Below are 15,187 nucleotides of genomic sequence, written 5' to 3'. Positions count from 1 at the left end.
GAGTGAATGGTGGGGAACTAGGGTTGTAAAGCTACTTTGCCGCCGCCAAATTCTACGCTGGCCGAGAGGCCTACCGCATAGGGGCGCGTACGCTCGCTCCACTGGCCGCCGGGGTTGGTATTGAGAGTGCTCAGGCCGGCTTCGGCTTCCGGACCCAGGAGCACCTGCCAGTTGCCGCCGGCCGGTGCGTAGCGCAAGCCAGCGCTGCCGCGCGCCGAGGCCAGCAGCCGGCGGTAAGAGCCGTCGTTGTTGGCGGTTTGCTCGCCCACGGTAGTGCGGTTGCGCAGCAGCACGTTTACGGCGGCACCTACCGCAGCATACACCGATACACCGGGCTTGCGACCCTGGTAGCGCAGCTGCACGGGTACGCCGGCGGTGGTCATGCGGTAGCGGCCCTCTTGCTGCGCTTGGTTGGAGCGGTCGGCGCCAGGGTAGTACGACTGGTACTGACGCGGCGTTTCGCGCATGGTTTCGCCAGAGATGGAGGTCAGCTCCACGCCGGTGAGCAGCGTCCAGTGCTTATTATCCAAGCTAATGGCTCCGCCTAGGTGGCCGCGCTGGGCCAAACCGGGCTGCAGTTTGGTGGGCGCAGGCGGCGGGGCCATAAAGTTGGTGAGCGGGGCGGCGGCTTTGTGCAAGGCCAGCCCTTCGCCGGTGGGGCTGCTTACGTTGGGCACGTAGCGCTCGGCCGAGTAGCCACTGCGCCAGCGCCAACGGTTGGGCCGGGTAGCTTCCTTCTCTTTATCCTGCTCGTTGTTGGCGCGGGTAGCGGCTTGCGCTACGGCTTGCTGCACGGGCACGCTCTGCAAAGCGCGCTTGATCGAATCGGGGTTCAGCAGATTACCGCCAAAGCCGGCTTGCCGCAGTTGCGTAGCCATGGGCTGCAGCTCGCTGGCCACGTAGTTGCCGCCGTTGCCCGCAGCTGGCGCTTGGGCTTGCGCAATGGCCGTGCGGCTGCTGCTGTTCGGGCCAACACTGCGCGTCCGGAACATGCCGGGCTCCTGCAGGCTGCCCTCTACCGAGCCTCCAAATGTTTGCTTAATGGCTGCCAACGCACGGCCAGCAGCGCTGCGGCTTGGGGCAGCATCGCCCAACAAAGCCGTAGCGCGGCGCGCCGCCGAACCAGCTTGCATAGCAACGCTGCCCGCAGCAGCGTTGCCTAGGTTGCGGCCGGCTGCCGCAGTGTTGGCACCCGTAGCAGCACCTAGGGCGCGGCGCGAGTTGCCGGCAGCAGCGGTAGCTTCGGCAGCTTGGCTAGCGGCGCCTAGGTTGTTATTGGCACTGGCCACGGTGGCATCGGCTAGGCCCTGCTGGCCCGCTTGCGTAAATACCGTTGCGGTAGCGTTGTTCGCGGTATTATGAGTTCCTAGGTTGTGCTGCGTGTATAAGCCACCTAGGCCCAGCACGGCCAGCACCGCGGCGGCAGCGGCCGCGCGCCGGTAGCCCACCAGGCGCTTGCGGTAGCCTTGGTTTTCGCGCACCAGCAATTCGTGGTCGAGCTGCTCCCACACGGCGGCGCGGGGCGTAAGCTCGGCCTCGGCAAACTTCTGGCGGAACAACTCCTCCAGGCTGCCGGTCGGCTGTTGGTGGTCGTGATTATTGGAAACGGGTGTCATTGCAACGTTGGTCGAGACGTTCGAGCTTGGCTTTGAGAATTGCCCGGGCGCGGGAGTACTGCGATTTGCTGGTACCCTCCGATATGCCCAGCATATCGCCAATTTCTTTGTGGCCGTAGCCTTCGATGGCAAACAGGTTGAACACCATGCGGTAGCGCGGGGCCAGCTCCTGAATCATCTTGAGTAATTCGTCGAAGGAATAGTTCGAGAGGATGAGCTCCTCGTCGGCTATGGCTTCGGGGTATTCGCTTTCGGTAACGGCCAGCATGGGCGCGTTGCGGCGGTGTTGCCGCAGCGCGGCATTAATCATGATGCGCCGAACCCAAAACTCGAGCGGGCACTCGCGGCGAAAGTGGCGCAGGTTGCTAAACACGGTTACAAACCCTTCCTGCAGCACATCCTCGGCCTCGAAAGTGGTTTGCGAGTAGCGGGCACACACGGCCAGCATGCGGCTGGCGTAGCGGGTGTACAGCTCTTTTTGGGCCACGCGGCTGCCCTCGAGGCAGGCGTCGATCAGCTCGGCCTCGCTCCAGCGGCCCGAGGGCTGCAGCGGGCGGGTAGGCGCGGGCTTCACCTCGGGCTCTGCCGTTGCCGATGATGCCGAAAGGCCACCCACAAGCCGGCCCAAGCTAGTGCCTCCAAAGGCAGCGGCCAGGGCGCTCATGCGTAGTTCCGGGAGGGGCGGCCGGTTCCGCGGCTAACCGGAGCAGCGGCCGCGCCGCGCTCCTGCAATTGTAACGTGTTCATCATACGCTGATGGTCCACCTAATGTAGAGAGCTACCGGCGGTGTGGGCCGGCAGTGGTAAGAGTCGGGAGTATGGTGGGCGGTTGCATGGGCCCAAAATATTTTCTGCGAAAGCAGGGTATGCAGCGGCAAACCCGGGCACAGGCGTAACAATCACGCTTGCATCCATGTAGATACATGACTTATGACCCCGCAACTAATCGGGCAATTGCACCACCATTTCACCTAAATATAGGATCTGCATGAGAACCCTCGTTTTGTTCTACTCCACGTATGGCCACGTCTGGACGCTGGCCGAAGCCATTGCCGAAGGCGCCCGCGAAGTTGAAGGCAACCAAGTTGACGTAATGCGCGTGCCCGAAACGCTGCCGCAGGAACTGCTAGAGCAAATTGGCGCGGCCCAAGCACAGCAGGCGTTTGCGCACATTCCGGTAGCAAAGGCAGAAGATCTGGTGAATTACGACGCCATCATTTTCGGTACGCCAACCCGCTACGGCAACGTGGCCAGCCAAATGCAGGCTTTCCTTGATGGTACCGGAGGGTTGTGGGCAAAAGGTGCGCTGGTGGGCAAAGTAGGCGGCGCTTTCGTGAGCACGGCCACGGCCCACGGCGGCCAAGAAACCACCATCCGCTCGCTGCACACCGAGCTGTTCCACCACGGTATGGTGCTTGTGGGCTTGCCGTACGCGTGGCAGGGTCAAACCCGCATCGATGAAGTAACCGGCGGCACGCCCTACGGCGCCAGCACCATTGCCGGCGGCCGCGGCGAGCGTACGCCCAGCGAAAACGAGCTGGAGGGTGCGCGCCACCAAGGCAAGTTCACGGCCGAAATTGCCAGCAAAATCGCCCGCCCCTAACCTAGGGCTTGATAAATGATGAAGCGGGCCGGATGCGCTACGTAGCGCATCCGGCCCGCTTTCGGTTTTTGGTAGCTTGGCCCTACAGCAAATTGTAAGCTCTGATGGTAGCCGCAAAAGAGTCGCGGTAGGTGTCGCCGATGGGTAACAGGCGGCCGGCTACTTGCACTTTGCTGCGCTCTACGTGCTCGATGTGGTTGAGCGCCACGATGTACGACTTGTGAATGCGCGCAAACCGATCGGGCGGCAGCACCTCCTCCACCCTTTTGAACGACTGCAGCGTGAGGATTTTGCTACCCAGGGTGTAAATCATGAGGTACTCCTTCATGCCTTCGATGTAGAGGATGTCGTTGAAGGCGACGCGCTGCAACCGGTGCTCGTTCTTCACGAACATGGCATCGGGTGCTACTGGCACTGGGGCAGTTTCGGCGGGAGCTGGTGTTAGTGCTGGTACCACCGCGGGCATGGCCGGAGCAGAAGCCGGAGCCTGCCGCACTTTGTTTACGGCTTGCACAAACCGCTCGAACGCAATGGGCTTCAACAAGTAGTCGGCCGCGCTTAGCTCGTAGCTCTGCACGGCGTATTGGTCGTAGGCGGTGGTGAAGATGACCTTGGGCCCTGGGCTGGGCAACAACTGCACCAGCTGCAAGCCCGTGATGCGCGGCATATGAATGTCGACAAACACCACGTCCACGGGGTTGTCCTGCACAAACGCCAGGCCCACCAGCGCATCATGAAACTGGCCTTTCAGCTCGAGGTAAGGCACTTGGGCGCAGTAGCCGGCGAGCAGGTCGAGGGCCAGGGGCTCGTCGTCGATGATAACACAGGTAAGCTTGCGGCTGGGCGTAGCGTTGTCCATAGGCACTAAGATATTGGTAGGTAAGTGCGGCACCTAGGCCGGCAACAGGGTAAGCTCCACACGGTGCTGCCCCGGCTGCTCGCTGATGTGCAGGTGGTGCCGCTCGGGGTAGAGCAGTTCGAGGCGGCGGCGCAGGTTTACGAGCCCTACCCCGCCCGGGTGCTCAAGGCCTTGGCTGGTTGGGGCGGGTGCGGTAGCGTTTTGCACGGCGAAGTGCAGCACGCCCTGCGCATCGAGCACCAACTCAATTACCACTGCTGGCCGCGCCGTGAGGTCGCCGTGCTTAAAAGCATTTTCCACCAAGGGCTGCAGCAGCATGGGTGCAATGGGGTAAGCCGCATCGGGGCTGAGGCCGGCGGTGCTGAACACGATGGCATCGGCGCCGTTGGCGGGCAAGCGCAGGCGCTGCAAATCCAGGAAGCTGCGCAGGTGGTTCAGCTCTTTGCTGAGCGGCACGGCATCGGCGGAGCTTTCGTAAAGCATGTAGCGCATGATTTCGGACAGGCGCAGCACGGCCTCGGGTGCTCTATCTGACTTTTGGCTGGCCAGCGAGTAGATGTTATTGAGCGTGTTGAACAAGAAGTGTGGGTTCACCTGCATCTTCAGCAACGACAGCTCGGTGAGCAGTTGCTGGCGCTCCAGCTCGCGGCGGTTGCGCTGAGCCAGCAGATAATCGCCCGTCACCTTCAGTCCCGAGCTGATGAAGATGATCATCAGCCCAAACACGACGAACTGAAACAGCACAGGTAGCCAATACTTCTGTAGTTCAGCAGTTAAGGCTGCGCTATTAACCAGCCACGAAGCACCTAGGCGCAACGGCGAGTACAACAGCAGCAAACCCAGTACCCCCAGCAAATAGGCGCCTAAGCGGTTCCGGGCCAAGGTGCGTGGTATAAGCACCACCCAGTTGAGGTAAAAGATAAGCGAGGCGATGGTATCGTAGAGTAGCGCCCGCAGCACCATCATCTCGGTGCTAGGCGGGTTTTTGCCGTTGAGGGATGAGTAGCTGTGCAATACGTCCGATATCACCAGCAGCACCACCCACAACACGTGCACCCAGGCCGGCACGCTGGCTAGGCCGGGTGCGTTGGGCCACCACTGTAGCTTGGCAAAATAGCGCAGGCGGCGCCCGGAGGAGGGCTGCGCAGTAGCCGATGCCGGCAGAGCGGCCGAAGTAGCAGAGTATTCCACGCTTGGAAGATAGCGCGGCGGCTTGGTTGCGCCTAGGTGTTTTCAACCAACGGGGCTTTTGCCACCCCCAACCACCTAGGGCTAGCCACCAACGCTGCCCGTGGTAAGCGGAACGTGGTTGCAGAACCAAGCGCAGCGGTTGGAGGGTCGAAATCGGGCGTTTCGGCTGGCAATACGGGGCTTGGTCGAAAAAGCCAGCAAGCGCAAAATCGCCCGCCTAGGTTTGGGTCAGTTCTTCGCTCAACCACTGTTGCCATGCCCACAGCCGAACTACTCGCCGAAACCCGGCACCTCTCCTTCCGCTTTGGCCAGCGCCAAGTGCTCCACGATGTAAACCTGCACGTGCCGCAGGGCAGCATCTACGGCTTTCTGGGGCCGAACGGCGCCGGCAAGAGCACCACGCTGCGCATACTGCTGGGGCTGTTGCCCAGCCCGGCCGGCTCGGTGCAGCTGTTCGGCCACGACCTAGGCCGCCACCGCTTGCAAGTGCTGGGCCGCGTGGGCGCCCTCATCGAAATGCCCTCGCTTTACGACCACCTCTCGGGCCTGCAGAACCTGGAGGCCACGCGCCGCCTGCGCGGCCTTGCCAAAGGCCGCTCCGAAGAGGTGCTGGAAGTAGTGGGCCTGGCAGCCGATGGGCACCGGGCGGCGGGCGAGTACTCCTTGGGTATGCGCCAACGCTTAGGCTTGGCCTTAGCACTGATGCCCAACCCCGAGTTGCTCATCCTCGACGAGCCCACCAACGGCCTCGACCCCACGGGCATTATTGAGGTGCGCGAGTTGCTGCGCCGCTTGCAGCAGGAGCACGGCAAAACCATTCTGCTTTCCAGTCACCTCATCAGCGAAATTGAGCGCGTGGCTACCCACGTGGGCGTAATTCAGCAGGGCCGGTTGGTATTCCAGGGCAGCCTGGCGGCCTTGCAGCACCGGCAGCACGGCCACACGCAGCTCATCATCGAAACCGACGACGCAGCCACCTGCCGCAACCTGCTGCCCCTCGACCTAGGCACCGCCACCGTGGTGGGCCCCGGCACCTTGGCCCTGCCCTACCACTCGCAGGAGCAAGCCGCCTACCTGGCTCAGCAGCTAGTAGCGGCTGGCCAGCCGCTGTATGGGCTGCGCTGCCAACAGCAAACCCTCGAGCAAACCTTTCTGCACCTCACCGAAACCGCTACCGCCCAATGAGCCTCGCCTTGTCGCCTTCCGTTGCTGCTCCTTCGTTTGCCCAACAGCTCGCCCGCAGCCTCTCGGCCGATGCGCTTAAGCTGCGCCGCACGGCTGCCCTGTGGCTGGCCCTAGGTAGCGGTGCGCTGCCGGTGCTGCTGTCGTTCTGCATCTACTACTTCAAAGGGCACGAAATCCTGAAGCCCGGCCAAGCGCCGTGGGCCGCGTACGTGATGCAGAACTGGCAAACGGCTACCGGCCTGCTGCTGCCGCTGTTTGTGGTGCTGCTCACCAGCCTGGTGCTGCACATCGAAAACAAAGCCAATGCTTGGAAGCACCTGTGCGCGCAGCCTGCCAGCCGCTTGGCTTTGTTTGCGAGCAAGTTGCTGCTGCTACTAGGCCTGAACTTGCTGGCGCAGGTGCTGTACGCGATACTGCTATTGCTCTCGGGCTACTTGCTGGGAGTGCTGCGGCCCGAGTTGCTCTTTCTCGACCACGCCGCACCTTTGCAAGCCGTAGCTACCCAACTCGGCCACACCTACCTGGCTACCCTAGGTATCCTGGCGCTGCAATACCTGGCAGCGCAGTGGTGGCGCTCGTTTGTGGCTCCGGTGGCCATTGGCATGGGTTGCGTAGTAGCGGCCCTCACGCTGCTCCGCTGGGAGCATATCGGATGGGTTCCTTATGCTTCGCCGCTGCTGTCGTTGAGCAACTTTGTGCCGGGGCAGCCGGTGCTCACAGTCGCTACCAAACTGCCCCTTAACGAACTTGCCTCGCTGGGCTGCTTTGCCGGCACACTGCTGATTGGCTACGTAGCCCTGGGCTTCCGGCACGAGCGCGTGAAGTAGTACTTGCAGGAATTTCAGAATAGATGCAACCTTTTCTATATAGTCCCGATCCTTGGGCACCAACCGTCGAGCAGGCATCACATCATTAGGTGATTGATTCTCAAACTCGGCCGCCGGTTCTTTGTGCGCGCATCAAACACGATATATAATATTACAAGCTACCTTGTTTTGCAAAGTACACCCTAGTACTTTTGCCGCCGCAACCCACACCCAATCCTGATTTCGCCTGCAACACCCTGCGGGCAACCTCCCCACCCACATTGCCTCGCTTAGGCTTGGCCAGCTACAGCTATGCCCTGTAGCTACTTCCCTTCTCTCCCAGCCGCCATCGTTCTGCACTATGAAAAACGCCGTACTGCTTTTGCTTGCTTCGTCGAGCCTGCTTACTGGCAATGCCCTTGCCCAAAATCCTGCTACCAGGCCCGCTGGTCCGCCGGCTGGCGCGCCCACCGGAGCGCCGGGTGGTGCTAGCCCCAAATCGCCGCTGCTGGCGGCGCCGGCCCCACGCGGTAATGGCCGCATCAGCGGCAAGGTGGTTGATGCCACTACCAAGCAGCCGGTAGAGTTTGCCACCGTAGCCCTGCTGCCGGCCCAAGGCGAGCAGCCGCTCGATGGCGCCGTGGCCGACGACAAAGGCAACTTCACCATTAAGGGTTTGGCCGAAGGCTCTTACCGCTTGTCGGTAAGTTTTATTGGCTACGGCAGCCTAGTGCAGCCCGTAACCCTGGCCGATGGCAAGATGAACCTCGACCTAGGCAGCATCGCGCTGCAGTCGCAGGCGAAGCAGCTGAACGAGGTAACGGTAACCGGCGAGCGGCCCGTGGTGGAAAGCAAGCCCGACCGCCTGGTGTACAACGCCACGCAAGATGCTACCAACCGCGGCGGCACCGCGGCCGACGTGCTGCGCAAGGCACCCATGGTGAGCGTAGACCCCGACGGCAACCTGCAGCTGCGCGGCTCGGGCAACGTGCGCGTGCTCATCAACGGCAAACCCTCGGCGGTGGTAGCCGGCGACGTGGCCCAGGCGCTGAAGCAACTGCCCGCCGACCAGATCAAGAACGTGGAGGTGATTACCAACCCCTCGGCCAAGTACGACTCCGAGGGCTCGGCGGGTATCATCAACATTGTGCTGAAGGAAAACAACCTACAGGGCGTAAACGGCAACATTGGCTTGGCTGCCGGCACGCGTAACTCCAACGCTAACCTAGGCTTAAATGCCCGCCGCGGCAAAGTAGGCCTTACGGCCGCACTCAACGGTTTCGGCTTTTACGCGCCGGGCGTGCAAGGCGTCGACCGCGTAGACCGCGCCGTAATAGCGGTAGAGCGCGATGCCAACGGCATCGAGAAGCGCATCATCACGGAGGGCTTCCTGACGCAGCGCAACGACGGCTTTGGCGGCGGCGGCGGCGGCAACGGCCGCCTTGGCCTCGATTGGGAGCCCGCCCCGAACCACGCCTTCAACGTTACCTGGAACGGCAACATGTTCCGCAACCGCTTCGATGTGGATGTGCTGAGCCAGTACCGCGTGGCCCAAGGCGAGCCGCTGAGCGCGCGAAACAACTTCGGGCGCGACCTGGAGCAGCAGTTCCGCACGCAGAGCTACGACCTTACGGGCTCGTACACGCGCAGCTTCGGCCAGCAAAGCCGCCGCGAGTGGACGGTGCTGGCCCAACACTCGCGCAACCGCAACCGCCGCTTCTACACCCTCGATGAGTTTGCGCTAGGTGGCTCCGACGCCGACGCGTACTACCGCGAGGAAAGCCCCAACATTGCGCGCAACCTCGAAACCACCATCCAAACCGACTACGTGCACCCGCTGTCGGACAAGCAAACGGTGGAAATCGGCGGCAAAACCATCATGCGCAACGTGAGCAGCGACTTCCGCCTGAGCAACGCCTTTGGCAACGGCCCATTGCTGGAAGACGCCGCGCGCACCAACGTGTACGACTACAACCAGGATGTGCAGGCGCTGTACGCCACCTACGGCACGGCCCTAGGTAAGAAGTACAACGTGCGCCTCGGGGGCCGCTTGGAGCGCACCGAGCTGGGTGGCAACTTCCAGGGCGAGGCCGACCGCTTCAGCACCGATTACACCAACCTGCTGCCCAACGTGTCGCTCACGCGCAACCTCAAGCAGCAAGGCTCCACACTGCGCCTTAGCTACTCGCGCCGCATTCAGCGCCCGAGTATCTTCTTCCTGAACCCCTACCGCAACCAGATTGACCCGTACAACGTGCAGTTTGGCAACCCCAAGCTCGACGCCGAATTCTCGGACAACTACGAGGTGAACTGGAACACCTTCGTGAAGGGTTCGGTCATCAACATTACGGCGTATTCGCGCATTACCAACAACGCCATCGAGGCCAAGCGCGAAACCCAAACCGGCACCGATCCGCAGGGCCGCGAAATCAGCATCGTAGAAACCACCTACGGCAACATTGCCCGCAACCAAACCTTTGGCCTGAACCTGTTTGGCTCGGTGAAGCCCCTGCCGAAGTGGGACATCAGCGGCAACGTGAGCATTTACTACGTGTACCTGAAAAGCGGCGCGCTGAACACCTCGAACAGCGGCCTGGTGTACTCCACCAACATCAACTCGGGCTACAAATTCGACAAAGGCTACAGCCTGCAGTTCTTCGGCATGCTCAACTCGCCGCGCATTCAGCTGCAAGGCAAGTCGTCGCCCTGGCAGATGTACTCGTTTGGCCTGCGCAAAAACATCCTGAAGGACAAAGGCGACCTGACGCTGAACGCCGACAACCCCTTCACGAAGTACGTGCGCCTGACCAACGACTTCCGCACGGCCTTCTCTGAGCAAACCAACACCACCAAGGTGTACAACCGCGGTGTGCGCCTGGCCTTTAGCTACCGCTTCGGCAAGCTCGAGAACAAGCCGCAGCGCCCGAAACGCAGCATCCGCAACGACGACCAGAAAGCCGGCGACGGCGGCGGCCAAGGCGGCAACTAATTAGCCTGCACGCGGACGGCTCGGCTGCCCGAGAAGTGACAACCAACAGGCTATTAGCAAAAGGCCGGCTCTCGCACGAGAGGCGGCCTTTTGTTGTTGGTGCACGCGCGGGGCGGTTGCGCCCTAGGTGCTACCGATTCCAGATTGCCCAGGCGGCCTCGGCTTGCAGGCACAGCATCTCGAAACCGTTTTGCGCCTGCGCGCCTTGGGCCCGGCCGCGGCGCATGAATTCGGTTTCGGACGGGTTGTATACCAAATCGAAGAGGTAATGCTGGGGCGTAAGGGCTTCGTACGGTATGGCTGGACACTCCTCGGTGCGGGGGTAGGTACCTAGGGGCGTGGTATTGATGATGAGCGTGTGCGCAGCAATAAGCTCGGGCGAAAGCTCGGCGTAGGTAAGCCCCAAAGCCAGTGTGTCGCGCGATACAAGCCAGTAATGAATATCCAGCTCGCGCAGAGCTACCTCCACGGCTTTGGAGGCACCGCCGGTGCCGAGCACCAATGCCGTGGCTTGCTCGCCGCGCAGCGGGTAAAAGCGCCGCAGCGAGTCGCGGAAGCCCACGTAGTCGGTGTTGTGCCCAATCAGGCGGCGGTCGGCATCAAACTGAATAACGTTGACGGCCCCGATGCGCGCCGCCGACGAATCGAGGGCATCGAGGTAGGGCAGTATTTGCTCTTTGTACGGAATGGTTACGTTGAGGCCTTGCAAGTCGGGCCGGCTAGCTACCAGCGCCGATAACTCGCGTACGTGCTCCAGCTCAAACGCCTCGTAGGTGCAGTCGCGCAGGCCTAGGTGCTCAAACTTCTGCGAGAAGTAAGTAGGGGAAAACGAGTGCACCAACGATTTGCCAATCAAGCCAAATTCACGAGCCATACATAGCGGATTTTACCCCGAAAAAACAAAAAAAACCGCCCCGGCCAAAGTTAGCCGGGGCGGTTTTGCACTTTGGAATGTACAAATACTAGCGTGCTGCCGAGGCAAAGCGCTGTTTCAGAAACTCTACCACCACCGGCAGTACCGATACTGCAATAATCAACAGCGTAAACAGGCCGAAGTTTTTCTGAATGAACGGGATGCCACCCAGGAAATAGCCCGCCATGGTGAGCGACACCACCCAGATTACGCCCCCAACCAGGTTGTACGACAGGAACTTGCCGTAGCTCATGGTGCCTACGCCAGCAATAAAAGGCGCAAACGTGCGCACGATGGGCACAAAGCGGGCAATGATGATGGTTTTGGCGCCGTGCTTCTCGTAGAACTGCTGGGTGCGCAGCAGATGCTCCCGCTTCAGGAATCGGTAATCGCGCCGGAATACCCGCGGCCCGATGTAGTCGCCGATGTGGTAGTTGAGCGTGTCGCCCAGCACGGCCGCGGCAATGAGCAGCAGCATCAGCACCACCACGTTGAGGGGGCTGTTGGGCAGCGCGGCCAGCGTGCCGGCGGCAAACAACAGCGAGTCGCCGGGCAAGAAGGGCAGCACCACCACGCCGGTTTCGACGAAGATGATCAGGAACAGAATGGCGTAGGTCCAGACGTCGTACTGCTGAATCAGCTCGGCCAGGTGCTTATCGAGGTGCAGGACAATGTCAACGAAGTCCTTAAGTATTTCCATACAAAGCAGGGTTATCCTGCAAAGTAAACGCCTAGCGAGCAAAGCCACACTGCCCTGCCCTACTTGCCCGCCCACCACCGCAGCTACCTAGGGCGCCGTACCGACCCAATAATGCGTTGGTTTATTGCTCAACGACTTCCGGCGGCCCCACGCCCAAACCCTAGGTACTCGGGTGCTACAATACACTAATGGGCACCTTGTGCTCGTCGATGGCCACGAACGTGAACGTACCGGCCACGGCGTGCTGCCGCGCATCGGAGTACATTTCTTCGGTGAAGATGTCGACCTCCACATCGAGGCTTTTGTTGCCGATGCGCGCTACGCGGCCAATCAGCTCCACAATGGTACCGGCCGGAATGGGTATGCGAAAGTCAATTTTATCGGAGGATACCGTAACCATGCGTTTGCGGCTGAAGCGCGTGGCTGCGATAAACGCCACTTCGTCCATTAGTTGCATGGCCGTGCCGCCAAACAGCGTATCGTAGTGGTTGGTGGTGCTCGGGAATACTGCCTTGAAGATGCGCGTCTCGGCCAGGGCAATGCGTTGGGTTAGTTCCGGTGTCATGCGGGATTGGGGTGAAGAAGTGGTGCACCTGCCCTTGCGGCCTGCGGCACTTTCGCTTACCCATTGCCCACACGCGGGCCAAGTGGCGCATAGCTCTCCTAGGGCACTTGCCGCAAGCAGCAACACCCCCAAACAACTATGCACAATTGGCCCGACGGTGGCTTTAAGGCGCGAAAGCACGCGTCGGCACGGCGTAGTAAAGGCAAGTCTCCTGGCTTGTAACGAAAGCGGCCGTCCTTCTCGCCCCAGCGGGGCAATGGACCTAGGTGGCCGTTTCTGTGGTGTTACTTACAGTTGCGCGTCAGCCCGTGATTTGCACACGGTTCCTTCTTCGTGCTGCCCGCTGGGGCAGCAACCTTACTACGGCAATTGCGGATGGCAAAGAACCAGCCGCAAGTATAGCACTTGCTCGCTTAGCGCGCGGCCACGCGCCAAATGCGGTTGCCGGCATCGTCGGCTACCAGCAGGGCGCCATCGGGCGCTACGGCTACGCCTACGGGCCGCCCGTACACCTCGCGCGTTTGCTCGTTGGCCACAAAACCCGTCAGAAAATCTTCGGGCTTACCGGTGGGTTTGCCATTGCCGAAGGGCACGTACACCACTTTGTAGCCCGAAAACTCTGAGCGGTTCCAGGAGCCGTGCTGCCCAATGAAGGCACCGCCGCGGTAGCGCTGCGGAAAAGCCTCGGCATCGTAAAAGGCCAAGCCCAACGAGGCCGTGTGGGGCCCTAGGTCAACTTCGGGTGCTATCGATTTCTGCACCAGATCGGGCCGCTCGCCTTTGCGCCGTGGGTCTTCCTTCTGGCCAAAATAAGCGTAGGGCCAGCCGTAAAAACCGCCTTCGCGCACGCTGGTAAGGTAATCGGGCACCAAGTCGTCGCCGAGTTCGTCGCGTTCGTTCACGGCCGTCCAAAGCACTTGCGAGCTGGGGGCCCAGTCCATGCCCACGGGGTTGCGCAAGCCCGAGGCAAACACACGCTTGCCCGAGCCATCGGGGTTGATTTCGAGAATGAGGGCGCGGCCACGGTCGTTTTCTTCGCCGTGCTCCATTACATTGGAGGCCGACCCGATGGACACGTAAATTTTGGAGCCATCGACTGAGGCCAGGAGGTTGCGCGTCCAGTGGTTGTTGTAGCCGCCCACGGGCAGGTCGAGGATCTTCTCGCCTTTGCCGGTGGGCTTGGTTTGGCCCGGCTGGTACGGAAAACGCAGCACAGCATCGGTATTGCCCACGTAGAAGTAGTTGCCCACGATGGTCATGCCAAAGGGCTGGTTTAAACCCGTCAGGGACGTTTCGCGCAGCTCGGGCTTGCCGTCCTTGTTGGCATCGCGCAGCAACGTAATGCGGTTGGCGCTGGTTTCGCGCATCGAGCGCGACTCTTTCAGCCCCTCTTTCTTCTCGCCTTTAGCCGTAGACGTACGGGGTACCGTGTTCGACTCGGCCACGAAGATGTCGCCATTGGCGGCTATATACATCCAGCGCGGATTTTGCAGGTCGCGGGCGTATTCGGTTACGCTAAAGCCTGCTGGTGCCGAGGGTGTTTTGCCGCTTGGCCAGCCAATGGCCTTGCTGAACTTTTGGCTCGATGGCGTGGCGTAGGGCTCGGGCAAGTTGCCCCCCGAAGCGGGCTGCTGGGCGGTGGTGTCAGCCGCGGCGGTGTTGGCGGCAGCGGTGGTGTTTTCGGATGGTTGTTGCTGAGAGCAGCTGGCCAGGGCGGCGCAGGCTACAACCAACAGCAGGTGCGGCAACTGTTTCATGGTAGGTTCAGTGGTTGAACCCCCAGTATTACTGCCTTTGGCGCGCAGGGTTGCCTAGGTGCTTCGCTGCTGCCTGCGCTAGCGGGGTTGCGCCCCCAACAGAAAACGAGCCGGGGTGGCAAAGCGCTTTTTCCAGGAGCCCTCGTTGTGTGCTGCGCCTTCGAACTTCAACGTTTGCCAGTGCTGCGTATCGTAGCCTTTGGCGCGCAGCAGGCTGTCGATGCGCAGCTGGTGCACCTCGTAGCGGGCATCGAGCGTGGCGGTACCATAATCGAAATACAGCCGGGGGCGGCGCTTGCCTTGCGGAAGTTTATCGGCGAGGTAACGCAGCATGGCGTTGGTGAAATCGGGCGTGTTGTCCTGCAGGCTCAGGGGCCAGTGCGTTGATATGCACGCTGCTCCGCCAAACACCTTCGGGTACTCCAGGGCTGCGTACAGCGAAATCAGCCCGCCCATGCTCGAGCCACCAATGAAAGTGCTTTGGCGGCGCTTATCGGTGCGGTAATGTTTGTCGATGTAAGGCTTCAGCTCCTCCACCACAAAGCGCAGGTAGGCATCGGATAGCGGTTGGCCGGGTCGTTCGCGCGCCAGTTGCTCGCGGCGAACGGCCGGCATCAGCTGGTAAGGTTTGGCCGGGGCATATTCGGCAAAGCGCAAATCGGTGTTCCAGATGCCTACCACAATTACATCGCGCACTTGCCCACCTAGGGCCGCTAGCGTGCTGTCGACTTCCCATGCTACGCCGCCGTACGCCGTGGCTGGGTGATAGAGGTTTTGGCCATCGTTCATGTAAAGCACGGCGTACTTGCGCCCGGGCTGCGGGTAGCCATCGGGCAGCCACACATCCACGTGCCGGGGCTTCACGTGTTTCGATTTGAAATCGGCGAGGTGCTCTACCCGGCCGGGGTCGCGGGGGTTATCGGTCCGGAAAGCAACCAGCAGCAGGCACAGTGCTAGCAACTGCAGGGCGCGGTAGTACCAACGGGTGTGACTAAGGAGCATG

General features: G+C 61.3%; 13 protein-coding genes and 1 riboswitch. Of the genes, 4 read left to right on the top strand and 9 right to left on the bottom strand.

The annotated features are described in order from the left end of the window. Nucleotides 1-17 precede the first annotated feature (17 nt). Together ASU33_RS17495 and ASU33_RS17490 are read right to left on the bottom strand one after the other, a co-directional pair. On the bottom strand, nt 18-1,616 hold the full coding sequence (locus ASU33_RS17495; protein WP_059072117.1) for a hypothetical protein: 1,599 nt from the start codon (nt 1,614-1,616) through the stop codon (nt 18-20). Further along, nucleotides 1,597-2,280 carry an RNA polymerase sigma factor gene (locus tag ASU33_RS17490; RefSeq protein WP_078063228.1) on the bottom strand — a complete coding sequence of 228 codons (684 nt, stop codon included), beginning with the start codon at nt 2,278-2,280 and terminating at the stop codon, nt 1,597-1,599. Before ASU33_RS17490 ends, ASU33_RS17495 begins: the two co-directional genes overlap by 20 nt. A gap of 324 nt (nt 2,281-2,604) precedes the next feature. Here ASU33_RS17490 and wrbA point away from each other — a divergent pair, with 324 nt between their 5' ends. Then, nucleotides 2,605-3,219, top strand: a complete 615-nt coding sequence (gene wrbA, locus ASU33_RS17485) for an NAD(P)H:quinone oxidoreductase (protein ID WP_059072116.1) — start codon at nt 2,605-2,607, stop codon at nt 3,217-3,219. A gap of 82 nt (nt 3,220-3,301) precedes the next feature. Here wrbA and ASU33_RS17480 read toward each other — a convergent pair whose 3' ends face one another. Together ASU33_RS17480 and ASU33_RS17475 are read right to left on the bottom strand one after the other, a co-directional pair. Beyond that, nucleotides 3,302-4,078 carry a LytR/AlgR family response regulator transcription factor gene (locus ASU33_RS17480; protein ID WP_059072115.1) on the bottom strand — a complete coding sequence of 259 codons (777 nt, stop codon included), beginning with the start codon at nt 4,076-4,078 and terminating at the stop codon, nt 3,302-3,304. 33 nt (nt 4,079-4,111) lie between these two features. Further along, a complete protein-coding gene (locus tag ASU33_RS17475; RefSeq protein WP_059072114.1) occupies nt 4,112-5,269 on the bottom strand; it encodes a sensor histidine kinase in 1,158 nt (385 codons plus the stop codon). A gap of 255 nt (nt 5,270-5,524) precedes the next feature. On the opposite strand from ASU33_RS17475, the gene ASU33_RS17470 reads away from it, so the two are divergent. The 3 genes from ASU33_RS17470 (at nt 5,525) to ASU33_RS17460 (ending at nt 10,249) form a co-directional block, all read left to right on the top strand. Continuing rightward, on the top strand, nt 5,525-6,454 hold the full coding sequence (locus ASU33_RS17470) for an ABC transporter ATP-binding protein (RefSeq protein ID WP_059072113.1): 930 nt from the start codon (nt 5,525-5,527) through the stop codon (nt 6,452-6,454). Then, on the top strand, nt 6,451-7,281 hold the full coding sequence (locus ASU33_RS17465) for an ABC transporter permease (RefSeq protein ID WP_059072112.1): 831 nt from the start codon (nt 6,451-6,453) through the stop codon (nt 7,279-7,281). Before ASU33_RS17470 ends, ASU33_RS17465 begins: the two co-directional genes overlap by 4 nt. 340 nt (nt 7,282-7,621) lie before the next feature. Then, complete coding sequence (locus tag ASU33_RS17460; RefSeq protein WP_059072111.1) at nt 7,622-10,249, top strand: TonB-dependent receptor; 2,628 nt, start codon at nt 7,622-7,624, stop codon at nt 10,247-10,249. 130 nt (nt 10,250-10,379) lie between these two features. Here ASU33_RS17460 and ASU33_RS17455 read toward each other — a convergent pair whose 3' ends face one another. The 5 genes from ASU33_RS17455 to ASU33_RS17435 form a co-directional block, all read right to left on the bottom strand. Then, the gene (locus ASU33_RS17455) at nt 10,380-11,123 is read right to left on the bottom strand and encodes a shikimate dehydrogenase family protein (protein ID WP_059072110.1); all 744 of its coding nucleotides are present in this window, start codon (nt 11,121-11,123) and stop codon (nt 10,380-10,382) included. A gap of 88 nt (nt 11,124-11,211) precedes the next feature. Further along, nucleotides 11,212-11,862, bottom strand: a complete 651-nt coding sequence (locus tag ASU33_RS17450; protein WP_059072109.1) for a DedA family protein — start codon at nt 11,860-11,862, stop codon at nt 11,212-11,214. 175 nt (nt 11,863-12,037) lie between these two features. Continuing rightward, complete coding sequence (locus ASU33_RS17445) at nt 12,038-12,427, bottom strand: acyl-CoA thioesterase (protein ID WP_059072108.1); 390 nt, start codon at nt 12,425-12,427, stop codon at nt 12,038-12,040. Nucleotides 12,428-12,610: 183 nt separating this feature from the next. Continuing rightward, a riboswitch (cobalamin riboswitch) is annotated at nt 12,611-12,802 on the bottom strand. Between the two features lie 38 nt (nt 12,803-12,840). Continuing rightward, entirely contained in the window at nt 12,841-14,184 is a 1,344-nt protein-coding gene (locus tag ASU33_RS17440) for a PQQ-dependent sugar dehydrogenase (RefSeq protein WP_059072107.1), read from the bottom strand. Nucleotides 14,185-14,262: 78 nt separating this feature from the next. Further along, a complete protein-coding gene (locus ASU33_RS17435; RefSeq protein ID WP_059072106.1) occupies nt 14,263-15,186 on the bottom strand; it encodes an alpha/beta hydrolase in 924 nt (307 codons plus the stop codon). Nucleotide 15,187: the final 1 nt, after the last annotated feature.

It is taken from the genome of Solirubrum puertoriconensis, from assembly GCF_001483135.1.
In the GTDB taxonomy this organism is placed as follows: Bacteria; Bacteroidota; Bacteroidia; order Cytophagales; family Hymenobacteraceae; genus Solirubrum; species Solirubrum puertoriconensis.
The sequence above is the reverse complement of the archived record's forward strand: the minus strand, read 5'-3'. Positions and strand labels throughout refer to the sequence as shown.

What these genes read in the sequence shown, in the direction of transcription:
- ASU33_RS17495 (WP_059072117.1), bottom strand. Translation starts at nt 1,616, where the DNA reads ATGACACCCGTTTCCAATAATCACGACCACCAACAGCCGACCGGCAGC.
- ASU33_RS17450 (WP_059072109.1), bottom strand. Translation starts at nt 11,862, where the DNA reads ATGGAAATACTTAAGGACTTCGTTGACATTGTCCTGCACCTCGATAAG.
- ASU33_RS17470 (WP_059072113.1), top strand. Translation starts at nt 5,525, where the DNA reads ATGCCCACAGCCGAACTACTCGCCGAAACCCGGCACCTCTCCTTCCGC.
- wrbA (WP_059072116.1), top strand. Translation starts at nt 2,605, where the DNA reads ATGAGAACCCTCGTTTTGTTCTACTCCACGTATGGCCACGTCTGGACG.
- ASU33_RS17455 (WP_059072110.1), bottom strand. Translation starts at nt 11,123, where the DNA reads ATGGCTCGTGAATTTGGCTTGATTGGCAAATCGTTGGTGCACTCGTTT.
- ASU33_RS17440 (WP_059072107.1), bottom strand. Translation starts at nt 14,184, where the DNA reads ATGAAACAGTTGCCGCACCTGCTGTTGGTTGTAGCCTGCGCCGCCCTG.
- ASU33_RS17435 (WP_059072106.1), bottom strand. Translation starts at nt 15,186, where the DNA reads ATGCTCCTTAGTCACACCCGTTGGTACTACCGCGCCCTGCAGTTGCTA.
- ASU33_RS17445 (WP_059072108.1), bottom strand. Translation starts at nt 12,427, where the DNA reads ATGACACCGGAACTAACCCAACGCATTGCCCTGGCCGAGACGCGCATC.
- ASU33_RS17465 (WP_059072112.1), top strand. Translation starts at nt 6,451, where the DNA reads ATGAGCCTCGCCTTGTCGCCTTCCGTTGCTGCTCCTTCGTTTGCCCAA.
- ASU33_RS17480 (WP_059072115.1), bottom strand. Translation starts at nt 4,078, where the DNA reads ATGGACAACGCTACGCCCAGCCGCAAGCTTACCTGTGTTATCATCGAC.
- ASU33_RS17490 (WP_078063228.1), bottom strand. Translation starts at nt 2,280, where the DNA reads ATGAGCGCCCTGGCCGCTGCCTTTGGAGGCACTAGCTTGGGCCGGCTT.
- ASU33_RS17460 (WP_059072111.1), top strand. Translation starts at nt 7,622, where the DNA reads ATGAAAAACGCCGTACTGCTTTTGCTTGCTTCGTCGAGCCTGCTTACT.